This window comes from Mesorhizobium sp. CNPSo 4689 (assembly GCF_057784325.1).
Map to the genome: position 1 here is coordinate 137,980 of NZ_JBWLUZ010000002.1, position 19,926 is coordinate 157,905.

The window sequence follows — 19,926 nt, forward strand, 5'->3', positions numbered from 1 at the left end:
CGGATCAATCGCCGCCCGCATTAATCGCTTCGACGCGAATGGCTGCTAGGATTGGCGCAGTTTCGCTGTTGGAGCCTTTATGGAGCAAAGCTGGAACAGCTTCTGGGGGAGCGTTTCGCAGGCTTTCCACCACGCGCTGTCGCCGTTTCGGGCGCTCGCCGAGGTGTTCGGCTATGCTCCGAGCGACATCCAGATCTGGTGCTTCCTGTGCGGCGTATTTGTCCTCGTGCTCGTCGTCCCCCACACCTATGGCGATCTGGTGCTGCGCCGCCGCCGTGCCTATGCGACCGGCAAGGTGGTGAAGATCGACATGTCGGACGACGCGCCCAACACCCCGACCATAGAATTCACCGATCGCCATGGGCACATCTGGCGCTTCGACTCGAACCTGCCGGTTAATGACGCGACCGGTTCGGTCGGGGCGGTGGTCGAGGTGATGTATGATCCCCAGCGTCCGAACCGTGCGCGCGAAGTCGGGCGGCCGGTCATGAAGGCGGCTCACACGGCGCTCTGGTATACGATCGTGGCAGGCCTGATGGCGCTAGCCTTCTGGCCAGGCCTTACAGCCAACTGAGCCCCGCTCTCAGGAAAGCATCCTCGCCCTGCCGCTCACGCGGCATATCGCAACCCGCCGTCGCAGGTCAGCACCTGGCCGGTGACGAAGCCGTTGGAGACGAGGAAGGCGATCGCGCCGGCAACGTCTTCGGCGCGGCCGATGCGACCGACCGGCGTTTTCCCGGCATACTCGGTGAACACGGCCTGGCGCTGATCGTCGGGCAGGAAATTCCACCAGGGCGTATCGATGACGCCCGGCGCGACGACGTTGACGCGCAGCGGCTTCAGCTCCACGGCCAGGATCGGCACCACCGTCAACAGCATGCCGTTGACGGCCGCGATGCCGGCGACACCAGGCGCCGATAATTGCGCGGACACCGCCGAGATGAACGTGACCGAGCCGTTCCTGTTCAAGGTCGGCAGGGCCGCCTGCAGGCATGACAGCTGCGGCCGGACCTTCTCGTCGACCCCGCCGCCGATGTCTGCAAGGTCAAGGGTCTGGAACGGTCCGAGGCCCTTGCCGCCACTCGCCGCTAGAACAAGGTGATCGAACGGACCGGTACGATCGAAGAACTGGCGGGCCTCGTCCGGCTTCGCCGCATCAAACACGGCCTTCTCGGCTGCGCCGCCAAGGCTCTGCCATGCGCTGTTGAGCCTTTCCTGGTTGCGCCCCGTGATGGTCACCCTCATGTTCGGGCCAAGCAGCTTCTGCGCCGTGGCGAGGCCGATGCCGGAAGAGCCGCCGATGATCACGACACGTTCATTCTTCTCGCTCATGACTGCTTTTCCTTCGAAGTGGTGGAAGCGAGGCCGACGAGGTCGAGGCTCAGTTCCCGCAATTGCTGTCTTGCCTTCACGTCATAGGCTTGCGCATCGGCGCGGGATTCCCGCATGCCATCGAAGTAGAGGCCGCTTCTGCCTTTGAGATCAGGCGATGTCGCGAGGTTGAGGATGGCTTCAGCGCCGGTTTCGACCGAGCTCCACGGTGTGACGCCCGCCTGCCGGACCATGGTCGTGTTCATGTAGCTCGCCGGATGCAGGGCGTTGACGGTGACGCCTGTGTCTTTCAGCTGTTCGGCCAGATCGACGGTGAACAGGATCTGCGCCAGCTTGCTCTGGCAGTAGGCGCGCACGCCGTCATAGGCGCGGGTCAGCATGACATCGCCGAAGTCGATTGCCTGCTGGCCGGCCGAGGCGACGTTGATGATGCGCGAAGGCGCGCTCGCTTTAAGTAACGGCAGAAGCTCTGTGGTCAGCAGGAAGCCGGCGAGGTAGTTGACGGCAAAGCGCAATTCGCAGCCATCGGCGCTGACCTGTCGTTTCGCGCCGGCGGTGCCGATGCCGGCATTGTTGATGAGGATGTCGAGCCGGTCGGTCCTGGCGCGCACCGCTTCAGCGAGGCGGCGGACCTCAGCCAGCGAGGCGAGGTCGGCGGCAAGAAACTCGGCCTTGCCGCCGGCGGCTTCGATTTCGGCGACCAACGCCTTGCCGCGCGCCGCATCGCGGCCATGCACCAGAACGCGGGCGCGTGCAGCGGCCAGCCTCTCCGCGACGACGCGGCCGACGCCGTCTGTCGAACCTGTAATGAGGACTGTCTTGTCTTTCAGTTCCATGCCTGGAGCCTCCACGTTTGCTCTGAACGCAAGATGGGGCACCGGGCGCGGCGCAAACAGTTCAAAATTTATCCTGGTATTGATACTGCTATAATGGGCTTATGGATGCTCCCGCACAGTCTCCCGAAGACAGTCGCCGGCGCGAGCTTGGCGCCTTCCTGCGTTCGCGCCGCGAAAGGCTGTCGCCGTCGGCCACCGGCATCGCTGCTGGCCAGAGGCGGCGCACGCCTGGCCTGCGCCGCGAGGAGGTGGCGATGATCGCCGGCGTCGGTACGACCTGGTACACCTGGCTGGAGCAGGGCAGGGACGTGCGTCCTTCCGTGGAGGTGCTGACCGCGCTGTGCGAGGCGCTGCGGCTCGATGCCGCCGAGACGCGGCATTTGTTCACGCTTGCCGGCCGCCAGCAGCCTGAGCGTCGTGCCGTGACGCCGGAAAAAGTGGACGGCCCCTTGCTGCACATGCTGCAGAGCCTCGTCCTGCAGCCAGCCTATGTCGTGGGGCGACGCTGGGACGTGCTGGCCTGGAATCCGGCGGCCGTCGCCGTTTTCGGTGACTATGGCCTGCTGGACGGTGATGCCCGCAACATCGTCCACATGGTGTTCACCAACCCGCACCATCGCCGCCTGCTTGTCGACTGGGAGCAACTGGCGCGCTCGGTGCTTGCCTCGTTCCGAGCCGAGAGTGCGAAATATGTCGGCGATCCGGATTTCGAACGGCTGATCGAGTTGATGACACGCTCAAGTCCGGAATTCCGGGCGTGGTGGCCGCAGCGCGATGTGGCGCGGAAATTATCGGGGGTGAAGCATGTCCGGCACTCGATCGCCGGCGCGATGGCCTTCGAGCATATGAGCCTTTCGATCGACGACGGCTCGGACATGAGGCTGATCGTCTACACCCCACTCGCCGAGCAGAACTCGATCGCCAAGCTGCAGCAACTGCTGGAGGCGCTGCCGGCCGAGCGGCGCAGCGCCTGATTTCCGCCCGAGGCTAGCCTTTCGGCTTCAGCCCTTCGATGAACAGCTGCTCCAGGAACCTGGCGGCGTCCTCGAAACGGCCGTCGCCGCCGCGGTCGGCGCCGAGCACGGCGCGGACCTGGACATCGAAATCGGCATAGTGCTGCGTCGTCGCCCAGATCGAGAAGATGAGGTGCCAGGGATCGGTGCGGACAATCTTGCCGGCGCGCATCCAGCCCTTGATGATGGCCGCCTTTTCGTCGACCAGCGTCTTCAGCTCGCCTTCCAGCAGCGGCATGATGCGTGGCGCGCCTTGCAGGATCTCGTTGGCGAACAGACGGCTCTCGCGCGGGAAATCGCGCGCCATTTCGAGCTTGCGCCGGATGTAGCTGCGCAGTTCGGTCAGGGGATCGCCGATATCGTCGAGTTCGCGCAGCGGCGCCAGCCAGGTCGCGAGCAGCCGCTCCATCAGCGTTTCGTGAATGTCCTCCTTGCGGCGGAAATAATAGAGCAGGTTGGGTTTCGACATGCCGGCGGCTTCGGCGATCTGGTCGATGGTCGAGCCGCGAAAACCGTTGGTGGAGAAGACTTCGAGCGCCGCTTCTAGGATCAGCTCGCGCTTTTCCTGCTGGATGCGGGTGCGGCGGGGAGCTGAGCCTTCCATCGTCTCCGTCATCCTTGCCGGCCGCGGCCGCGCGGGCCCTCTGGACCAATTCTCTGGACCAGTTTTTCCCCGGCCTGTGGAGCGCGCTTCCGATACCGCATTTCCGCTAGTAATCCCTTGACCGCCGACAGGGCGGTGCTAACGTTTGTCCAATCGGTCAAAAATTTGCGTAGCACGAAAATGCAGCAAAGACCAAGCGTTGGCCGCAGCGAAACAGGTTACAAGGGGAAGTCTTGGTCATGTCCAACCGGCTGAAAGTCACGCCGAACGATCTCAGCGCATTCTGGATGCCGTTCACGGCAAACCGCCAGTTCAAGCAGGCGCCACGCATGTTCGTGTCCGCCAAGGACATGCATTACACAACCAGCGACGGCCGCAAGGTGCTCGACGGCACCGCCGGTCTCTGGTGCGTCAATGCCGGCCATTGCCGGCCGAAGATCACCGAGGCGATCCAGCACCAGGCGGCCGAACTCGACTATGCGCCGGCCTTCCAGATGGGCCATCCGATCGTCTTCGAGCTGGCGAACCGCCTGGTCGACATCGCGCCGAAGGGCATGGACCATGTCTTCTTCACCAATTCCGGCTCGGAATCGGTCGACACCGCGTTGAAGATGGCGATCGCCTATCATCGCACCAAAGGCGAGGGCGCGCGCACCCGCCTGATCGGCCGCGAACGCGGCTATCACGGCGTCAATTTCGGCGGCATCTCGGTCGGCGGCATCGTCAGCAACCGCAAGATGTTCGGCACGCTGCTCGGCGGCGTCGACCACATGCCGCACACGCATCTTCCGGAAAAGAATGCCTTCTCCAGGGGCGTGCCGGAGCACGGCGCGGAACTGGCAAACGAGCTGGAGCGCATCGTCGCGTTGCATGATGCCTCGACCATCGCCGCCGTCATCGTCGAGCCGGTGGCTGGTTCGACCGGCGTCATCCTGCCGCCGAAGGGCTATCTCCAGAAGCTGCGCGAGATCTGCACCAAACACGGCATCCTGCTGATCTTCGACGAGGTCATCACCGGTTTCGGCCGCCTCGGTACGCCGTTCGCCGCCGACTATTTCGGCGTCACGCCTGACATCATGACGACGGCCAAGGGTGTCTCCAACGGCGTCATCCCGATGGGCGCGGTGTTCGTCAAGAAGGAGATCCACGACGCCTTCATGACCGGCCCCGAGCACATGATCGAGTTCTTCCACGGCTACACCTACTCGGGCAACCCGATCGCCTGTGCGGCGGCACTCGGCACGCTCGACACTTACAAGGAAGAGGGGCTTTTGACCCGCGGCGAGGAACTGGCGCCCTATTGGGAAGACGCGCTGCATTCGCTCAAGGGCGAGCCGAATGTCATCGATATCAGAAACATCGGCCTGATCGGCGCGATCGAATTGGCGCCGATCGCCGGGCAGCCGACGAAGCGGGCCTTCTCGGCCTTCGTCAAGGCGTTCGAACGCGGCGCGCTGATCCGCACCACCGGCGACATCATCGCGCTGTCGCCGCCGCTGATCATCACCAAGGGCCAGATCAATGAGTTGATCGACCATGTGCGGGATGTTCTACGCTCAATAGACTAGACTTGCTTGATCCGGTCGGCCGGCGTCGGGAACCGCCGTCCGACCGGGTAATGAAATGAGAGGACTTTGAATGGCCGCCCCAGGCGAGAATCTGCGAGTGAATTCAGACCGTTTGTGGGATTCCATCATGGAGATGGCGAAGATTGGCCCCGGCATTGCCGGCGGCAACAATCGCCAGACCGTGACCGACGAGGACGGCGAGGGCCGGCATCTGTTCAAGCGCTGGTGCGAGGCGGCCGGGCTCGAAATGGGCCTCGACGAGATGGGCACCATGTTTGCCCGCCGCGAAGGCACCGATCCCAGCCTGCCGCCAGTCTATGTCGGCAGCCATCTCGACACCCAGCCCACCGGCGGCAAGTATGACGGCGTGCTTGGCGTGCTCGGTGGGCTGGAAGTCGTGCGCTCCCTCAACGATCTTGGCATCAAGACCAAGCATCCGATCGTCGTCACCAATTGGACCAACGAAGAAGGCGCGCGCTTCGCGCCCGCCATGATGGCGTCAGGCGTTTTCGCCGGCGTGCTCGACCAGGCCGACGTCTACGAGCATGTCGACAAGGACGGCAAGAAGTTCGGCGAGGAGCTCGAGCGCATCGGCTGGAAGGGCACCGAGAAGGTCGGTGACCGCAAGATCCACGCCTTCTTCGAACTGCATATCGAGCAGGGGCCGATCCTCGAGGACGAGGGGATCGACATCGGCGTCGTCACCCATGGCCAAGGGCTGAAATGGCTGCAGGTGACGCTGACCGGCAAGGAGGCGCATACCGGCTCGACGCCGATGCCGAAACGCCGCAATGCCGGGCTCGGCATGGCCAGGGTGATCGAGCTGGTGCACGAGGTCGCCATGGACTACCAGCCCGATGCCGTCGGTGCGGTCGGCCACATGCAGGTCTATCCGAACTCGCGCAACATCATTGCCGGGCGTACCGTCTTCACCATCGACATCCGCTCGCCGGAAAAAGAGGTGCTCGATACGATGGACGCGCGCATCCGTGAGGGCATCGACACGATCTGCGATGCGCTCGACATCAAATATCAAATCGAGCAGGTCGGCCATTTCGACCCGGTCACCTTCGACAAGGGTTGCGTCAAGGCGATCCGCGATGCCGCCGACCGGCTCGGCTACACGCATCGGAACATCGTCTCGGGCGCCGGGCATGATGCCTGCTGGATCAACCGCGTCGCGCCGACGGCGATGGTGATGTGCCCCTGCGTCGACGGGCTCAGCCACAACGAAGCCGAGGACATCTCCAAGGAATGGGCAGCGGCCGGCGCCGACGTGCTGTTCCATGCGGTTGTGGAGACAGCGGAGATCGTGGCTTGAAGCCTCGGCGCAACCTTGACGAGGACCGGGCGCTCAACGTGCTGCTGGGCTGGAAGACGGATCAGCCGCCTTATCCGACTTCCCTTGTCGAACGGGGCAGCATCGCCTTGGCAACGCCGCTGCGCAATCTGACCAATGAGCAGATACTTCTCCTGGTCAGCCAAGGGTTCGGACTGGAATATGTGGTTCCCAAAGCGATATCCATCCTCGCTGAAAATCCCTTGATAGGGGTGACGTTCTACGACGGCGATCTGCTTGAAAGTTGCCTGAAGGTTTCTGCGGAGTTCTGGATGGAACATCACGATCTGTGGATCGAGCTTGACGGGATTTTGCGGTTGCTGGATCAGACCATGTCAGACATCGGCAAGCATCGCGCGCATTTCGAGTCCGCTTGGGAGGCTTGGAGCAGACAGGACACGAGCACCACGAGGTCGAAGAAAGCTTAGGCCTGCCAACGCGGGCATATAGGGGAACAAGAAAATGACCAAAGTCATCAAGAACGGCACCATCGTCACCGCCGACCGCACCTGGAAGGCCGATGTGTTGTTCAGCCACGGCAAGATCGTCGCCATCGGCTCTGACCTGCATGGCGACCATGAGTTCGACGCCACCGGCTGCTACGTGATGCCTGGCGGCGTCGATCCGCACACGCATCTCGAAATGCCGTTCATGGGCACCTATTCGGCTGACGATTTCGAATCCGGCACCCGGGCGGCCTTGTCCGGCGGTACGACGATGGTGGTCGATTTCTGCCTGCCGTCGCCGAAGCAGTCGCTGCTCGAAGCCTTGCAGATGTGGGACAACAAGACGTCGAAGGCGTCCTGCGATTATTCCTTCCACATGGCGATCACCTGGTGGGGCAAGCAGGTGTTCGACGAGATGGCGACCGTCGTCGACAAGGGTATCACCTCGTTCAAGCATTTCATGGCCTATAAGGGCGCGCTGATGGTCGACGACGACGAGATGTATGCGTCGTTCCAGCGCTGCGCCGATCTTGGCGCGCTGCCGCTGGTGCATGCCGAGAACGGCGACGTGGTGGCAGCACTGTCGCAGAAGCTCTTGGCGGCCGGCAACAATGGTCCCGAGGGGCATGCCTATTCGCGCCCGCCGGAGGTGGAAGGCGAGGCGACCAACCGCGCCATCATGATCGCCGACATGGCCGGCGTGCCTCTCTATGTCGTGCACGTCTCCTGCGAGCAGGCGCATGAGGCCATCCGCCGGGCGCGGCAGAAGGGCATGCGGGTGTTCGGCGAGCCGTTGATCCAGCACCTGACGCTCGACGAGAGCGAATATTTCAACAAGGACTGGGACCATGCCGCGCGCCGCGTGATGAGCCCGCCCTTCCGCAACAAGCTGCACCAGGATTCGCTGTGGGCCGGCCTGCAGGCCGGATCGCTGCAAGTGGTGGCGACCGACCATTGCGCCTTCACCACCAAGCAGAAACGCAACGGCGTCGGCGATTTCACCAAGATCCCGAACGGTACAGGCGGGCTCGAGGACCGCATGCCGATGCTGTGGACCACCGGCGTCAACACCGGGCGGCTGACGATGAACGAGTTTGTCGCGGTGACCTCGACCAACATCGCCAAGATTCTCAACATGTATCCGAAGAAGGGCGCCATCGTCGAAGGCGCGGATGCCGACATCGTCGTCTGGGACCCGAAGCGCAAGAAGAAGATCACCTCGAAGAAGCAGCAGTCGGTGATCGACTACAATGTCTTCGAAGGTTTCGAGGTGACCGGCCTGCCGCGCTTCGTCTTCTCGCGCGGCGAATTGTCGATCGAGGAAGCCGAGGTCAAGGCGAAGCCCGGCCATGGCGAATTCGTCGCGCGCGAGCCGAATGCGGCAGTCAACCGGGCGCTGTCGACGTGGAAGGAAATTTCTGCGCCACGCAAGGTGGAACGCACTGGCATTCCGGCGACCGGGGTCTGACCATGCGCATTGTTCATCTCGCCATGGCGGCCGCGGTCCTGCTGGCCGCCGGCCAGGCTTCGGCCGCTGCGATCGACCTGTCCAAGCCCTATGGCAACAAGTCCGGCTGCATCAACAAGAACGGCCAGGAAGTCTATGCCGAGGACATGCTGCTCCTGAGCGACGAGGCATTCGTTACCGCGGCCAGCGCCTGCACCTTCACCGAAAAGAAGGCACAGGCCGATGGGTCACTGGTGGTCAAATCCATGTGCGAGGCAGAGGGCGAGGAAGGTCAGTCGCCGATACAGTTCACCATCAAGCGCAGCCCCAAGAATGCCAAGAAGCTGGTGATCGCCGACGAGGACGGCACCGTTTACGGGGAAGTGTCCCGGTGCCGATGACGGCCAGCGTCTCACGTTCGATGATCTCAAGCGACCAGCGCATCCAGTTCCGGCAACAGGACGACGCTTTCCTGTTCGTTGGGGTCGGTACGGGCGATGACCGCCGAAGCCGGACTGCCGCTCAGATTGGCCGGCAAATGCGGCACGCCGGCGGGGATGTAGAAGAGGTCGCCGGCCTTGACCAGGATCTGCTGCTCGAGCTTGTCGCCGTACCAGGTGTGGACTTCGCCGGAGAGCACGTAGATCGCCGTTTCATGGCTTTCATGCAGATGCGCCTTGGCGCGGGCGCCGGGCGGCATGGTGAGAAGATGCATGCAGATGCCGGAGGAGCCGACGGTCTCGGCGGCGATGCCGGCGAAGTAGCTCAGCCCCTGCTTGCCTTCATAAGAGCTTTCCGGGCGGATAAGATGACAAGTGGGTTTAGGCGACATCGGGGAAACTCCGGGCGTCGATCTGATGGGACAGGACGAGTGGAAAACAACGCAATCACAAAATCAACCGGATTCCAGCCAGCGCAGCAGCGATGCGGCGAGGCAGGTTGCAGCCTATGACAGGGAATTCGCCAGCCGTCGTTTCGGCAAGCAAACTCGGCCTCACCTTCCAGACCAATGACGGCCCGGTGCAGGCGCTGTCCAACGTCGATCTCACCATCGGCAAGGGTGAATTCGTCTCCTTCATCGGGCCATCCGGCTGCGGCAAGACGACCTTGCTGCGCGTCATTGCCGATCTGGAGAAGCCGACCGCCGGAACCATCTCTGTCAACGGCATGACGCCGGAGCAGGCGCGCGAGAAGCGGGCTTACGGCTATGTCTTTCAAGCCGCTGCCCTTTTTCCCTGGCGCACGATCGAGCGCAATGTGGGGCTGCCGCTGGAGATCATTGGCCTCTCCAAGGCTGAGCAGACCGAGCGCATCAAGCGCACGCTGGAATTGGTCAACCTCTCCGGCTTCGAGAAAAAGTATCCCTGGCAGCTCTCCGGCGGCATGCAGCAGCGCGCCTCGATCGCGCGCGCGCTCGCCTTCGACGCCGATCTGCTGCTGATGGACGAGCCGTTCGGTGCGCTGGACGAGATCGTGCGCGACCATCTCAACGAACAACTGCTGGAACTTTGGGAGCGGACCAACAAGACGATCTGCTTCGTCACCCACTCCATTCCCGAGGCGGTGTACCTCTCGACGCGCATCGTCGTCATGTCGCCGCGCCCGGGTCGAGTCAGCGACATCATCGAATCGACACTGCCGAAGAAGCGGCCGCTCGACATCCGCGAGACGCCGGAGTTTTTGGCGATCGCGGCGCGGGTGCGCGACGGGCTGCGGGCAGGACACAGCTATGATGATTGAGGGGGCGTCAACCGCGCGGGGAGCGCTCAATGGATAGCTTCCGCGACAAGATCGTCCCGGTGACCTCGATCCTCTTGGGCGTGGTCGTCGTCTGGTACGTGATGGCCGTCGTCCTCAACACGCCGTTCCAGCGCGATCTCGACCGCCGCGCCAACGAGACGCCGGGCGTCGTGGAATTCCTCGGCAAGACGCTGTCGCAGCCGAAGCCGACGCTGCCGGCGCCGCACCAGGTGGCGGTGAACTTCTTCGAAAACACGTTTCTGCGCAGCGTCACCTCGAACCGCAGCCTTGTCTACAATGCCTGGGTGACGCTGTCGTCGACACTGCTCGGCTTTGCCTTCGGCACGGCGCTTGGCATCATCATCGCCGTCGGCATCGTGCATGTGGCGACACTCGACCGCAGCCTGATGCCATGGATCATCGCTTCGCAGACGATCCCGATCCTGGCGGTGGCGCCGATGATCATCGTCGTGCTGGCGGCGATCGGCATCACCGGCCTGATCCCCAAGGCGCTGATCTCGACCTATCTGTCGTTCTTCCCAGTCGCGGTCGGCATGGTCAAGGGACTGCGCTCGCCCGAGATCATGCATCTCGATTTGATGCATACCTACAATGCCAGCCGCGCGCAGACCTTCTGGAAGCTGCGCGTGCCGGCATCGGTGCCGTTTCTGTTCACCTCGATGAAGGTAGCGGTGGCGGCAAGCCTGGTCGGCGCCATTGTCGGCGAACTGCCGACAGGTGCTGTCGCCGGCATCGGCGCCAAGCTGCTCGCCGGCGCCTATTACAGCCAGACCATCGACATCTGGTCGGCGCTGGTCGCGGGCTCGGTCGTGGCGGCGCTGCTGGTCATGGTGGTCGGTATCGCCGGGCGCCTCGTCGACCGCGCCATGGGCGGGAGGCCGGCATGAACTGGCTGAAACCCTCCTGGCAGGCGGTGCTGGCGGTCGCGCTCTGCCTGATCGCGGTCGCGCTCGGCGCGATGTCGAAGCCGGAAGCGGCGGCGTTGGCGCAACCCGAGGCGTCCTTCCACTACCCCTATCTTGTGACGAAGGGGCTGATGTTCGGCCTGCTTGTTATCGCAGCGTGTGTCTCGATGACCAGGCTGCCGGCTATCGTTGAAGCTCTGGTGCTGTTCGTCGGTGCGCATCTCGTCGCTTGGCTGTTGATCACGGGCATAAACGGGTTCGAAGGCACGGCATTGACGCCGTATTTCCTGGTGCTCGCCGCTGCGTGGCTTCTGGGATGGCGCTGCGTGGCGGTGCTGTCTTCCCTGCGCCCCGTCGCGAATTGGGCCAGGACCGCCCTTCGCCTGATCATCCCGGCGATCTTCGGCGCCTGGATCCTGATCCTCTGGGAAGCGATCACGCGCGGCGCCGGCATTCCCTTCATCCTGTTGCCGCCGCCAAGCGCCATCGGCGCGCGCATCGCCAGCTCGCTGCCGGTGCTTGGGGCCGATGTCAGGCAAACCATCTTCAAGGCGGTGATCTTCGGTTATGTCGTCGGCAGCGGCGCGGGCTTCATCGCGGCAATCGCCGCCGACCGCGTGCCCTTCCTGCGGCGTGGCCTGCTGCCGATCGGCAACATGGTCTCGGCGCTGCCGATCATCGGCGTCGCCCCCATCATGGTGATGTGGTTCGGTTTCGACTGGCAGTCCAAGGCGGCGGTCGTCATCATCATGACCTTCTTCCCGATGCTGGTGAACACTGTCGCCGGGCTTGCCGCTTCCGGCCACATGGAACGCGACCTGATGCGCACCCATGCGTCGGGCTACTGGCAGACACTGTTCAAGCTGCGGCTGCCGGCGGCCGCACCCTTCATCTTCAACGCGCTGAAGATCAATTCGACGCTGGCGCTGATCGGCGCCATCGTCGCCGAGTTCTTCGGCACGCCTGTCGTCGGCATGGGATTCCGCATTGCGACCGAGGTCGGGCGGATGAACATCGACATGGTCTGGGCTGAAATCGCAGTTGCAGCACTTGCGGGTTCGGTCTTTTATGGCGTGGTCGCTCTTTTCGAGAGAGCCGTCACGTTTTGGCATCCCTCTGTCCGTGGTGGATAGGGGCGGTGGGTTTAAGGGCACTAACTTCAGAGGGTAACAACATGAAAAGACTGATTATTCCTGTTCTGGCCGGTGCGATGTCGCTGGCCGCTTTCCAGGCGATGGCGGCGGACAAGGTGACGCTGCAGCTGAAATGGGTCACGCAGGCACAGTTCGCCGGCTACTATGTCGCCAAGGCCAAGGGCTTCTATGAGGCCGAAGGCCTCGACGTCGACATCAAGCCGGGCGGCCCCGATATTGCGCCCGAGCAGGTGATCGCCGGCGGCGGCGCCGACGTCATCGTCGACTGGATGGGCGGCGCACTGGCCGCGCGCGAAAAGGGCGTGCCGCTGGTCAACATCGCCCAGCCGTTCAAGAAGGCCGGCATGGAGCTGGTCTGCCCGAAGGACGGCCCGATCAAGACCGAAGCCGACTTCAAGGGCCATACGCTGGGCGTCTGGTTCTTCGGCAACGAGTATCCGTTCTACGCCTGGATGAACAAGCTTAGCCTGAAGACCGAAGGCGGTCCGGACGGCGTCACCGTGCTGAAGCAGAGCTTTGACGTGCAGCCGCTGATCCAGAAGCAGGCCGACTGCATTTCGGTCATGACCTACAACGAATACTGGCAGCTGATCGATGCCGGCTACAAGCCGGACCAGTTGATCGTGTTCAACTACTCGGCCATGGGCAACGACCTGCTTGAAGACGGGCTCTATGCCTCCGAGGACAAGCTCAAGGATCCGGCCTTCGAGGACAAGATGGTGCGGTTCGTGCGCGCCTCTATGAAGGGCTGGAAATACGCCGTCGACAATTCCGATGAGGCGGCCGGCATCGTCATGGACAATGGCGGCCAGGACGAAAACCATCAGAAGCGGATGATGGGCGAGGTTGCCAAGCTGATCGACAATGCCGACGGCAAGCTCGATCCGGCGACCTATGAGCGCACCGCCAAGGCGCTGCTCGACCAGAAGATCATCACCAAGGAGCCTAGCGGCGCCTACACGACCGCGATCACAGACAAGGCGATCAAGTAAGGTCCGGCCTGCAAGGATATTGCTCTCATAAGCGGCGCCTCTGGAAAAATTTCAGAGGCGCCGTTCCTTTATGGTGTTCATGACGAAGCTGGTCTCGATCGAGGCGACGCATTTCAGCCGTGCAATCTTTTCCTTGATGAAACGCTCGTACTGCTCGAGGCCACCTGTCACCACCTTCAGCACATAGTCGCGCGAACCGGTCACGAGGTGGCATTCCAGCACCTCTTCCCAGCCGCGGATGGCGTCCTCGAACATGACGATTTCGTCCTCATTCTGGCGGCTGAGCCGGATGGTCGCGATGGCGACCATGGTCCAGCCGAAAGCAGCTGGATCGACCAGTGTAGTGTAGCCTCTGATGACGCCGGCTTCCTCCAGCCGCCGCACGCGGCGCAGGCAGGGCGACGCCGACAGGCCGATCCGCTCGGCGAGCTCGTTGTTGGTGATGCGGGCATCGGCTCGCAATTCACGCAGGATCTTGCGGTCGAAATCGTCAGCTATCTTCTGCTGCACTCTGTATCTCCTGAGGCAATTTCTTGCGAGAGTGCAGCCATACCGGTCCAAAAATAGCAAGGACTGCACGATCGGGATGGCATAAATTGCCGTGAGACACTCCTCAAAAGGCAGAAAAACCATGACCGCGCCGCGCCCGTCGAAAACCCATATCGGCAACCACAAGCTCCACCCGGAGACGCTGATGCTGAGCTATGGCTTCGATCCGCAGCTTTCGGAGGGTGCCGTCAAGCCGCCGGTGTTCCTCACCTCGACCTTCGTGTTCAAGTCGGCGGAAGAGGGACGCGACTTCTTCGACTACACCTCCGGCCGCAAGGAGCCGCCGAGCGGCACGGCTTCCGGTCTGGTCTATTCGCGTTTCAATCACCCCAACAGCGAGATCGTCGAGGACCGCCTTGCAGTCTATGAGGGAACGGAAGCCTGCATCCTGTTCTCGTCCGGCATGTCGGCGATCGCGACGACACTGCTGGCCTATGCTCGTCCGGGCGACGTCATCCTGCATTCGCAGCCGCTCTATGGCGGCACCGAGACGCTTCTGACGCGCACGCTTGCCGGCTTCGGCATCGGCGCTGTCGGTTTTGCGGACGGTGTCGACGAAACGGCGGTGCGGGCCGCTGCCGACGCAGCGGTCGCGAAGGGCCGTGTCTCGGTCATCCTGATCGAAACGCCGTCGAATCCGACCAACAGCCTGGTCGATATCGCGCTGATGCGGAGAATCGCCGACGAGATCGGCGCGGGCCAAGGGTCGACGCCGATCATCGTGTGCGACAACACGCTGCTCGGCCCGGTGTTCCAGCGGCCGATCGAACATGGCGCCGATGTTTCCGTCTATTCGCTGACCAAATATGTCGGCGGCCATTCCGACCTGATCGCGGGTGCAGCCATGGGCGGCAAGGCGGTCACCAAGCCGATCAAGGCGCTGCGCGGCGCGATCGGCACGCAGCTCGACCCACATTCCTGCTGGATGCTCGGCCGCTCGCTGGAGACGCTGTCGATCCGCATGGAGCGGGCCAACGACAATGCGCGCCTGGTCGCCGAATTCCTGCGCGATCATGCCAAGGTCGAGAAGGTGCATTATCTGCCGTTCCTGGGCGAGGACACGCCTGCAGGCCGCGCCTATCGGGTGCAATGCAGCGGCGCCGGCTCGACATTCTCCTTCGATATCAGAGGCGGCCAGAAGGCGGCTTTCGCCTTCCTGAACGGCCTGCAGATATTCAAGCTGGCGGTAAGCCTCGGCGGAACGGAATCGCTGGCCAGCCACCCGGCGGCCATGACCCATTCGGGTATTCCCTTCGACGTGCGCCAGCGCATCGGCGTGCTTGAGACGACGGTCAGGCTGTCCATCGGCGTCGAGCACCCCGATGACCTGATCGCCGACCTGACGCTGGCGCTGGCGGCCGTCTGATCGCTGCCTTCATGGAAGGGGCGTGCGACCGCCCCTTTTTTATGGGCGCCGGTAAAATATGCGTGTGCCGGGATACATTGCGCCGCCCAACCGTTTCAGTGAAGCATCCGCGCGCCGGGGAGCCGCGGCGGATGCGTCACGAAACGGAGGTTTCTTCATGCGCATCCAATCCTTGTCGTTGCTTTCGGCGTTCGCCGTTTCGACGGCCCTGCTGTTCGCTTCGCCGGCCATGGCCGATATTGTGAAGTACAAGGCGACGCTCGACGGCAGCCAGCAGAGCCCACCTGTCACCACCAAGGGCAAGGGGACCGCCACATTTACCTTCGACACCGCCAAGAAGAAGCTCAGCTGGAACGTGAAATATTCCGGCCTCAGTGGGCCGGCGACGGCCGCCCACATTCACGGCCCGGCCGCGGCGGGTGAAAACGCGGGACCCGTGATCCCGTTCAAGAAGGTCAAGAGCCCGATCAAGGGATCGGCGACGCTGACCGATGCACAGGCGGCCGATCTGGAAGCCGGCAAATATTACGTCAACGTCCACACCAAGGCGAATCCAGACGGCGAAATTCGCGGGCAGATCGAGAAGGCGGCGACGACAATGTAGCGCACCGTCCTGCCGGCGGAAAAAGGCGGTGCACCGCCCCTTTCGCGTCGGTCAGCTCTTGTCGCGGATTTGAGTCAGCGTGCGGGTCGGCGTGATCGCCTCGGGATCGAGCCTGATCTCGACAATCGCCGGTTTGCCGCTGGCGCGCGCGCGCTCGAACGCAGGGGCGAAATCGGCGGTCTTCTCGACCGTCTCGCCGTGGCCGCCATAGGCGCGGGCCAGCGCGGCGAAGTCTGGATTCTTCAGATCGGTAGCGACGACACGGCCCGGATATTCGCGCTCCTGGTGCATGCGGATGGTGCCGTAGATGCCGTTGTTGACGACGACCACGACGATCGGCAGGTCGTATTGCACGGCGGTGGCGAATTCCTGCCCGTTCATCAGGAAGCAGCCATCGCCGGCGAAGGCGACCACGGTGCGATCCGGATAAAGGTCCTTGGCGGCGACCGCCGCCGGCGTGCCGTAGCCCATCGAGCCGGAGGTGGGTGCCGCCTGCGTAGCAAAGCGGCGGGAGCGGTGGAAGCGATGGACCCAGGTGGCGTAGTTGCCGGCGCCGTTGGTGAGGATGGCGTCGTCTGGCAGGACCTTTTCGAGATAATTCATGATCGGTCCCATCTGGACGGAACCGGGACCGCTCTCCGGTGGTGTCGACCAGTCGAGATAGGCGGCATGCAGCTTCGGGGTCTCGGCTGCCCATGCCGGTGTGCCGGCCGGCTTGCGTTTGGCGAAGGCCTCGACAAAGGCGGAGGGCGAGGCGTTGATTGCCAGCGCCGGCCGGTAGACGCGGCCGAGTTCGCCGGCATCGGCGTGGACATGGACCAGCGTCTGGTCGGGGTAGGGGCTTTTCAGCAGCGTGTAGTCCGAGGAGGGCATCTCGCCCATGCGGCCTCCGACAAGCAGCACGAGATCGGCCTGCTTGATCGCCATCGCTAGCTTGGGGTTGATGCCGATGCCGACGTCGCCGGCATAGTTCGGGTGGAGATGATCGAACAGCATCTGGCGGCGGAAGGAACAGCCGACCGGCAGCGACCAGGTTTCGGCGATTGCTCGCATCCGCGCCACAGCGTCGGCATCCCAGCGCGTGCCGCCAAGGATGACGAAGGGCCGCTTGGCGTTGCCAAGAAGTTTCTCCAGCGCGTCGAGCTCGGCTTCGCCGGGGTGGGTTTCAACTGGTGTGCGCGGCAAGGCCACGGGCGCCTCTACAAGGCTGGTCAGCATGTCCTCTGGCAGCGAGATGACGACCGGGCCGGGTCGGCCGGAGGTCGCCACGGCAAAGGCGCGGGTGACGAATTCGGGAATGCGCGCGGCGTCGTCGATCTCGACCACCCATTTGGCGATATCGCCGAAGAAGCGCTTGTAGTCGACTTCCTGGAAAGCCTCGCGCTCCTTGGCGTGGCTGGCGACCTGGCCGATGAACAGGATGACGGGAACCGAATCCTGCATGGCAATGTGGATGCCGGCCGAGGCGTTGGTGGCGCCGGGGCCGCGGGTGACGAAGCAGATGCCGGGCTTGCCGGTCAGGCGGCCGTGGCAGTCGGCCATCATCGCGGCACCGCCTTCCTGGCGGCAGACGATGGTGCGGATCGGCGAATCGTGCAGGGCGTCGAGCACCGCCAGATAGGATTCGCCCGGCACGCAATAGATGCGATCGGTGCCGTTGGCTTCGAGCGCGTCGACGATCAGTTGTCCGCCTGTCTTCATTGTCCCGACTTCTCCAGTTCGGCAAGGATCTCTTCGGTGTGTTCGCCTAGGCGCGGCGAGGGGCGCTCATAGACCAGCGGCGTGCCGGACATCACCATCGGCGCCCGCACCGAGGGCAGAAGATTGCCATGACCATCGTCCAGGTCGAGGCGCATGCCGCGTGCGATCGTCTGCGGATCGGCAAACATCTGACCGATGGTGTTGATCGGGCTGGCCGGTACGCTTGCGGCTTCCAGCTTCGTCAGCAGCGGATCGCGATCGATATCCTTCAGCGTCTCGATCATGCGCTCGCGCAGTTTCGCTCGGTTGGCGACGCGGGCGGGGTTGGTGGCGAAATCGGGATTGCCAGGCAAATCGTCGAGGCCGACGGCGGCACAGAATTTTTGGAACTGGCCGTCATTGCCGACCGCCAGGATGATGTGGCCATCCCTGACCGGCACCACCTCGTAGGGCGCGATATTCATATGCGCATTGCCCATCTGCACCGGTGATTTGCCGGACACCAGATAGTTGAGGTTCTGGTTGCCGAGCGCCGAGATCTGGCTGTCGAACAGCGCCATGTCGATATGCTGGCCCTCGCCGGTTTTTTCGGCGTGTCGGAGCGCGGCCTGGATGGCGATCACCGAATAAAGTCCGGTGAAGAGATCAGAGATGGCGACGCCGGCCTTCTGCGGCTCGTGGCCGGCCTCGCCGGTGATCGACATCATGCCGGCCATGGCCTGGATGATGAAATCATAGCCGGCGCGTGGCGCGTAAGGTCCGTCCTGGCCGAAGCCGGTGATCGAGCAATAGACCAGGCGCGGGTTGATCTTGCGCAGACTGTCGTAGTCGAGCCCGTATTTCCTGAGGCCGCCGAGCTTGAAGTTCTCGATCATCACGTCCGCGTTCGCGACCAGCCGGCGCACAGTCTCGGCGCCTTCAGGCGTCGAGAAGTCGACGGCAATGGAGCGCTTGCCGCGATTGCAGGAATGGTAATAGGCGGCCGACAGGTTCTCGCCGTCATGGCTCATGACGAAGGGCGGCCCCCATTTGCGGGTGTCGTCGCCACCATCGGGGCTCTCGACCTTGATGACATCGGCGCCGAGATCGGCGAGCAGTTGCCCGGCCCACGGCCCGGCAAGGATGCGGGCAAGTTCGATTACGCGGATGCCTTTCAGGGGAGGCTCAGTCATGGATCACCAAATTGGTCGGAACCGCAGCCTCTATCAACACGCGCAGCGGCTGTCACGAGCCTTGCGGTAGGCCAGTACGGTCACTGTTTGAGCACGCTGTCGGCCCAGGCGGCGAAGTCGTCCATGATCATATCCCGATTCACCTCGTTCAGGCTTTCGTGGCGGGTGTCGGTGTAAACCTTTGAAACCAGACTCGAAAAGCCCATCGTGCGCATGCGTTTCGTGAGATGGCCGACCGCCTTGCCGTAGTCGGAAGCAGGATCTTTTTCCCCGCCGATCAGGTTTACAAAGAGGTCGCGGCGGACGTTCGCGAAGCTGCTGTCCTTGCCGCCGTGCTGCGCCATGTTGACCACGTCGCGCCACATCGACACCGACGCGTCCCAACCGCACAGCGGGTCGGCGATGTATTTCGCCACTTCGGCCTCGTCGCGCGACAGCCAGTCGAACAGCGTCTTGTGATTGGGCACCGCCTTGCCCCAGGCCTGGAAGGTCAGTCTGGGCAGCAGCCGCGACGGCACGTCGGAACCCAGCCGCATCCTCTCCCAGCCGAGAATGGCCAACGCCAACTGGCCGAGCAGGCCTTGCGAGAAATTGCCGTTCCAGATCGCGGCGGCATGGATGCGCGCTGAGTGCGCCAAGACAAAATTGAGCGCCACCGAGGCGCCCATCGAATGGCCGAAGACGATGACCGGCAGGCCGGGTTGCTCCGTGGCGATGAGGTCGTGGATGGCGTTGACATCGGCAACGACCTTGGCGCCGCCATCGGTGTCGGCGAATTTGCCGAGGGGAGCGTCAGGCGCCTTGGTGGCGCCGTGGCCGCGATGGTCGTGGGCGTAGACGTGAAAACCGCGCTCGCTGAGGAAATCAGCGAAGCGGGCGTAGCGCGCGGCGTGCTCGGCCAGCCCATGGTTGATCTGGATGACGGCGCGCGGATGGCCGCCAGCGTGCTTCACATAAAGGTTGAGCTCCGCGCCGGTCGGCGATTTGACCATGCGCTGTTGGCTGAATGGCATTGTCTCTTGGTCCCCCTGCGCTCTCGCGCTCACAAGAGTTTTGTTTGCGCCGGCGCCGGTTTTGCGTCAATCCGGCATGGCGATTCCGAGTTGTGAATGTTTCTGATCTTGTGGCGCGCTATCG

At 63.3% G+C, this 19,926-nt stretch carries 21 protein-coding genes; 13 read left to right on the forward strand and 8 right to left on the reverse strand.

Annotated features, from left to right (window positions below; all coding sequences use genetic code 11):
- Positions 1 to 79 precede the first annotated feature (79 nt).
- Positions 80 to 574, forward strand: a complete 495-nt coding sequence (locus tag AC04SI_RS03470) for a DUF3592 domain-containing protein (RefSeq protein ID WP_488473915.1) — start codon at positions 80 to 82, stop codon at positions 572 to 574.
- Between the two features lie 35 nt (positions 575 to 609).
- On the opposite strand, the gene AC04SI_RS03475 is transcribed toward AC04SI_RS03470, so the two are convergent.
- On the reverse strand, positions 610 to 1,332 hold the full coding sequence (locus AC04SI_RS03475; RefSeq protein WP_404275401.1) for an SDR family oxidoreductase: 723 nt from the start codon (positions 1,330 to 1,332) through the stop codon (positions 610 to 612).
- The gene (locus tag AC04SI_RS03480) at positions 1,329 to 2,168 is read right to left on the reverse strand and encodes an SDR family NAD(P)-dependent oxidoreductase (protein ID WP_404275402.1); all 840 of its coding nucleotides are present in this window, start codon (positions 2,166 to 2,168) and stop codon (positions 1,329 to 1,331) included. The genes AC04SI_RS03475 and AC04SI_RS03480 overlap by 4 nt, the downstream gene beginning before the upstream one ends.
- A gap of 101 nt (positions 2,169 to 2,269) precedes the next feature.
- Here AC04SI_RS03480 and AC04SI_RS03485 point away from each other — a divergent pair, with 101 nt between their 5' ends.
- On the forward strand, positions 2,270 to 3,142 hold the full coding sequence (locus AC04SI_RS03485; RefSeq protein WP_404275403.1) for a helix-turn-helix transcriptional regulator: 873 nt from the start codon (positions 2,270 to 2,272) through the stop codon (positions 3,140 to 3,142).
- Between the two features lie 13 nt (positions 3,143 to 3,155).
- On the opposite strand, the gene AC04SI_RS03490 is transcribed toward AC04SI_RS03485, so the two are convergent.
- Positions 3,156 to 3,785, reverse strand: a complete 630-nt coding sequence (locus AC04SI_RS03490; RefSeq protein ID WP_404275405.1) for a TetR family transcriptional regulator C-terminal domain-containing protein — start codon at positions 3,783 to 3,785, stop codon at positions 3,156 to 3,158.
- Between the two features lie 239 nt (positions 3,786 to 4,024).
- Here AC04SI_RS03490 and aptA point away from each other — a divergent pair, with 239 nt between their 5' ends.
- The 5 genes from aptA to AC04SI_RS03515 all read left to right on the forward strand — a co-directional run bounded on the left by aptA (position 4,025) and on the right by AC04SI_RS03515 (position 8,986).
- Complete coding sequence (gene aptA, locus AC04SI_RS03495; RefSeq protein ID WP_404275406.1) at positions 4,025 to 5,353, forward strand: omega-aminotransferase AptA; 1,329 nt, start codon at positions 4,025 to 4,027, stop codon at positions 5,351 to 5,353.
- Between the two features lie 70 nt (positions 5,354 to 5,423).
- Positions 5,424 to 6,674 carry a Zn-dependent hydrolase gene (locus AC04SI_RS03500; RefSeq protein ID WP_404275407.1) on the forward strand — a complete coding sequence of 417 codons (1,251 nt, stop codon included), beginning with the start codon at positions 5,424 to 5,426 and terminating at the stop codon, positions 6,672 to 6,674.
- Positions 6,671 to 7,120, forward strand: coding sequence for a contact-dependent growth inhibition system immunity protein (locus AC04SI_RS03505; protein ID WP_404275409.1), 450 nt, complete (start codon positions 6,671 to 6,673; stop codon positions 7,118 to 7,120). Before AC04SI_RS03500 ends, AC04SI_RS03505 begins: the two co-directional genes overlap by 4 nt.
- Before the next feature lie 34 nt (positions 7,121 to 7,154).
- On the forward strand, positions 7,155 to 8,606 hold the full coding sequence (gene hydA / locus AC04SI_RS03510; protein ID WP_404275410.1) for a dihydropyrimidinase: 1,452 nt from the start codon (positions 7,155 to 7,157) through the stop codon (positions 8,604 to 8,606).
- Positions 8,607 to 8,608: 2 nt separating this feature from the next.
- On the forward strand, positions 8,609 to 8,986 hold the full coding sequence (locus AC04SI_RS03515; RefSeq protein ID WP_404275411.1) for a hypothetical protein: 378 nt from the start codon (positions 8,609 to 8,611) through the stop codon (positions 8,984 to 8,986).
- 26 nt (positions 8,987 to 9,012) lie between these two features.
- Here AC04SI_RS03515 and AC04SI_RS03520 read toward each other — a convergent pair whose 3' ends face one another.
- Complete coding sequence (locus AC04SI_RS03520) at positions 9,013 to 9,417, reverse strand: cupin domain-containing protein (RefSeq protein ID WP_006204163.1); 405 nt, start codon at positions 9,415 to 9,417, stop codon at positions 9,013 to 9,015.
- Positions 9,418 to 9,533: 116 nt separating this feature from the next.
- Between AC04SI_RS03520 and AC04SI_RS03525 the strand changes: the two genes are divergently transcribed.
- From AC04SI_RS03525 to AC04SI_RS03540, 4 genes are read left to right on the forward strand one after another with little or no spacing between them, the layout of a single operon-like run.
- A complete protein-coding gene (locus tag AC04SI_RS03525) occupies positions 9,534 to 10,325 on the forward strand; it encodes an ABC transporter ATP-binding protein (protein WP_404275412.1) in 792 nt (263 codons plus the stop codon).
- Positions 10,326 to 10,354: 29 nt separating this feature from the next.
- Positions 10,355 to 11,233 (forward strand): ABC transporter permease, encoded by an 879-nt coding sequence (locus AC04SI_RS03530; protein WP_404275413.1) that lies wholly within the window; start codon positions 10,355 to 10,357, stop codon positions 11,231 to 11,233.
- Positions 11,230 to 12,384 carry an ABC transporter permease gene (locus tag AC04SI_RS03535; protein WP_488473916.1) on the forward strand — a complete coding sequence of 385 codons (1,155 nt, stop codon included), beginning with the start codon at positions 11,230 to 11,232 and terminating at the stop codon, positions 12,382 to 12,384. Before AC04SI_RS03530 ends, AC04SI_RS03535 begins: the two co-directional genes overlap by 4 nt.
- Before the next feature lie 41 nt (positions 12,385 to 12,425).
- On the forward strand, positions 12,426 to 13,397 hold the full coding sequence (locus AC04SI_RS03540; RefSeq protein WP_488473917.1) for an ABC transporter substrate-binding protein: 972 nt from the start codon (positions 12,426 to 12,428) through the stop codon (positions 13,395 to 13,397).
- Positions 13,398 to 13,448: 51 nt separating this feature from the next.
- Here AC04SI_RS03540 and AC04SI_RS03545 read toward each other — a convergent pair whose 3' ends face one another.
- Positions 13,449 to 13,907, reverse strand: a complete 459-nt coding sequence (locus tag AC04SI_RS03545) for an Lrp/AsnC family transcriptional regulator (RefSeq protein ID WP_488473918.1) — start codon at positions 13,905 to 13,907, stop codon at positions 13,449 to 13,451.
- Between the two features lie 121 nt (positions 13,908 to 14,028).
- Here AC04SI_RS03545 and AC04SI_RS03550 point away from each other — a divergent pair, with 121 nt between their 5' ends.
- Positions 14,029 to 15,312: a cystathionine gamma-synthase family protein gene (locus AC04SI_RS03550; RefSeq protein WP_488473919.1), complete on the forward strand. Its 1,284-nt coding sequence runs from the start codon at positions 14,029 to 14,031 to the stop codon at positions 15,310 to 15,312.
- A 157-nt stretch (positions 15,313 to 15,469) separates the two neighbouring features.
- Positions 15,470 to 15,916, forward strand: a complete 447-nt coding sequence (locus AC04SI_RS03555; RefSeq protein ID WP_404275418.1) for a CHRD domain-containing protein — start codon at positions 15,470 to 15,472, stop codon at positions 15,914 to 15,916.
- A gap of 51 nt (positions 15,917 to 15,967) precedes the next feature.
- Here AC04SI_RS03555 and AC04SI_RS03560 read toward each other — a convergent pair whose 3' ends face one another.
- From AC04SI_RS03560 to AC04SI_RS03570, 3 genes are all read right to left on the reverse strand, one after another.
- The gene (locus AC04SI_RS03560) at positions 15,968 to 17,617 is read right to left on the reverse strand and encodes a thiamine pyrophosphate-binding protein (protein WP_488473920.1); all 1,650 of its coding nucleotides are present in this window, start codon (positions 17,615 to 17,617) and stop codon (positions 15,968 to 15,970) included.
- Positions 17,614 to 18,789 carry a CaiB/BaiF CoA transferase family protein gene (locus AC04SI_RS03565; protein WP_488473921.1) on the reverse strand — a complete coding sequence of 392 codons (1,176 nt, stop codon included), beginning with the start codon at positions 18,787 to 18,789 and terminating at the stop codon, positions 17,614 to 17,616. Before AC04SI_RS03565 ends, AC04SI_RS03560 begins: the two co-directional genes overlap by 4 nt.
- An 80-nt stretch (positions 18,790 to 18,869) precedes the next feature.
- On the reverse strand, positions 18,870 to 19,802 hold the full coding sequence (locus AC04SI_RS03570; protein ID WP_488473922.1) for an alpha/beta fold hydrolase: 933 nt from the start codon (positions 19,800 to 19,802) through the stop codon (positions 18,870 to 18,872).
- Positions 19,803 to 19,926 lie beyond the last annotated feature (124 nt).

Coding starts and splice junctions, on each gene's coding strand:
- AC04SI_RS03470 (WP_488473915.1), top strand. CDS start 80: ATGGAGCAAAGCTGGAACAGCTTCTGGGGGAGCGTTTCGCAGGCTTTC.
- AC04SI_RS03475 (WP_404275401.1), bottom strand. CDS start 1,332: ATGAGCGAGAAGAATGAACGTGTCGTGATCATCGGCGGCTCTTCCGGC.
- AC04SI_RS03480 (WP_404275402.1), bottom strand. CDS start 2,168: ATGGAACTGAAAGACAAGACAGTCCTCATTACAGGTTCGACAGACGGC.
- AC04SI_RS03485 (WP_404275403.1), top strand. CDS start 2,270: ATGGATGCTCCCGCACAGTCTCCCGAAGACAGTCGCCGGCGCGAGCTT.
- AC04SI_RS03490 (WP_404275405.1), bottom strand. CDS start 3,785: ATGGAAGGCTCAGCTCCCCGCCGCACCCGCATCCAGCAGGAAAAGCGC.
- aptA (WP_404275406.1), top strand. CDS start 4,025: ATGTCCAACCGGCTGAAAGTCACGCCGAACGATCTCAGCGCATTCTGG.
- AC04SI_RS03500 (WP_404275407.1), top strand. CDS start 5,424: ATGGCCGCCCCAGGCGAGAATCTGCGAGTGAATTCAGACCGTTTGTGG.
- hydA (WP_404275410.1), top strand. CDS start 7,155: ATGACCAAAGTCATCAAGAACGGCACCATCGTCACCGCCGACCGCACC.
- AC04SI_RS03515 (WP_404275411.1), top strand. CDS start 8,609: ATGCGCATTGTTCATCTCGCCATGGCGGCCGCGGTCCTGCTGGCCGCC.
- AC04SI_RS03520 (WP_006204163.1), bottom strand. CDS start 9,417: ATGTCGCCTAAACCCACTTGTCATCTTATCCGCCCGGAAAGCTCTTAT.
- AC04SI_RS03525 (WP_404275412.1), top strand. CDS start 9,534: ATGACAGGGAATTCGCCAGCCGTCGTTTCGGCAAGCAAACTCGGCCTC.
- AC04SI_RS03530 (WP_404275413.1), top strand. CDS start 10,355: ATGGATAGCTTCCGCGACAAGATCGTCCCGGTGACCTCGATCCTCTTG.
- AC04SI_RS03535 (WP_488473916.1), top strand. CDS start 11,230: ATGAACTGGCTGAAACCCTCCTGGCAGGCGGTGCTGGCGGTCGCGCTC.
- AC04SI_RS03540 (WP_488473917.1), top strand. CDS start 12,426: ATGAAAAGACTGATTATTCCTGTTCTGGCCGGTGCGATGTCGCTGGCC.
- AC04SI_RS03550 (WP_488473919.1), top strand. CDS start 14,029: ATGACCGCGCCGCGCCCGTCGAAAACCCATATCGGCAACCACAAGCTC.
- AC04SI_RS03555 (WP_404275418.1), top strand. CDS start 15,470: ATGCGCATCCAATCCTTGTCGTTGCTTTCGGCGTTCGCCGTTTCGACG.
- AC04SI_RS03560 (WP_488473920.1), bottom strand. CDS start 17,617: ATGAAGACAGGCGGACAACTGATCGTCGACGCGCTCGAAGCCAACGGC.
- AC04SI_RS03565 (WP_488473921.1), bottom strand. CDS start 18,789: ATGACTGAGCCTCCCCTGAAAGGCATCCGCGTAATCGAACTTGCCCGC.
- AC04SI_RS03570 (WP_488473922.1), bottom strand. CDS start 19,802: ATGCCATTCAGCCAACAGCGCATGGTCAAATCGCCGACCGGCGCGGAG.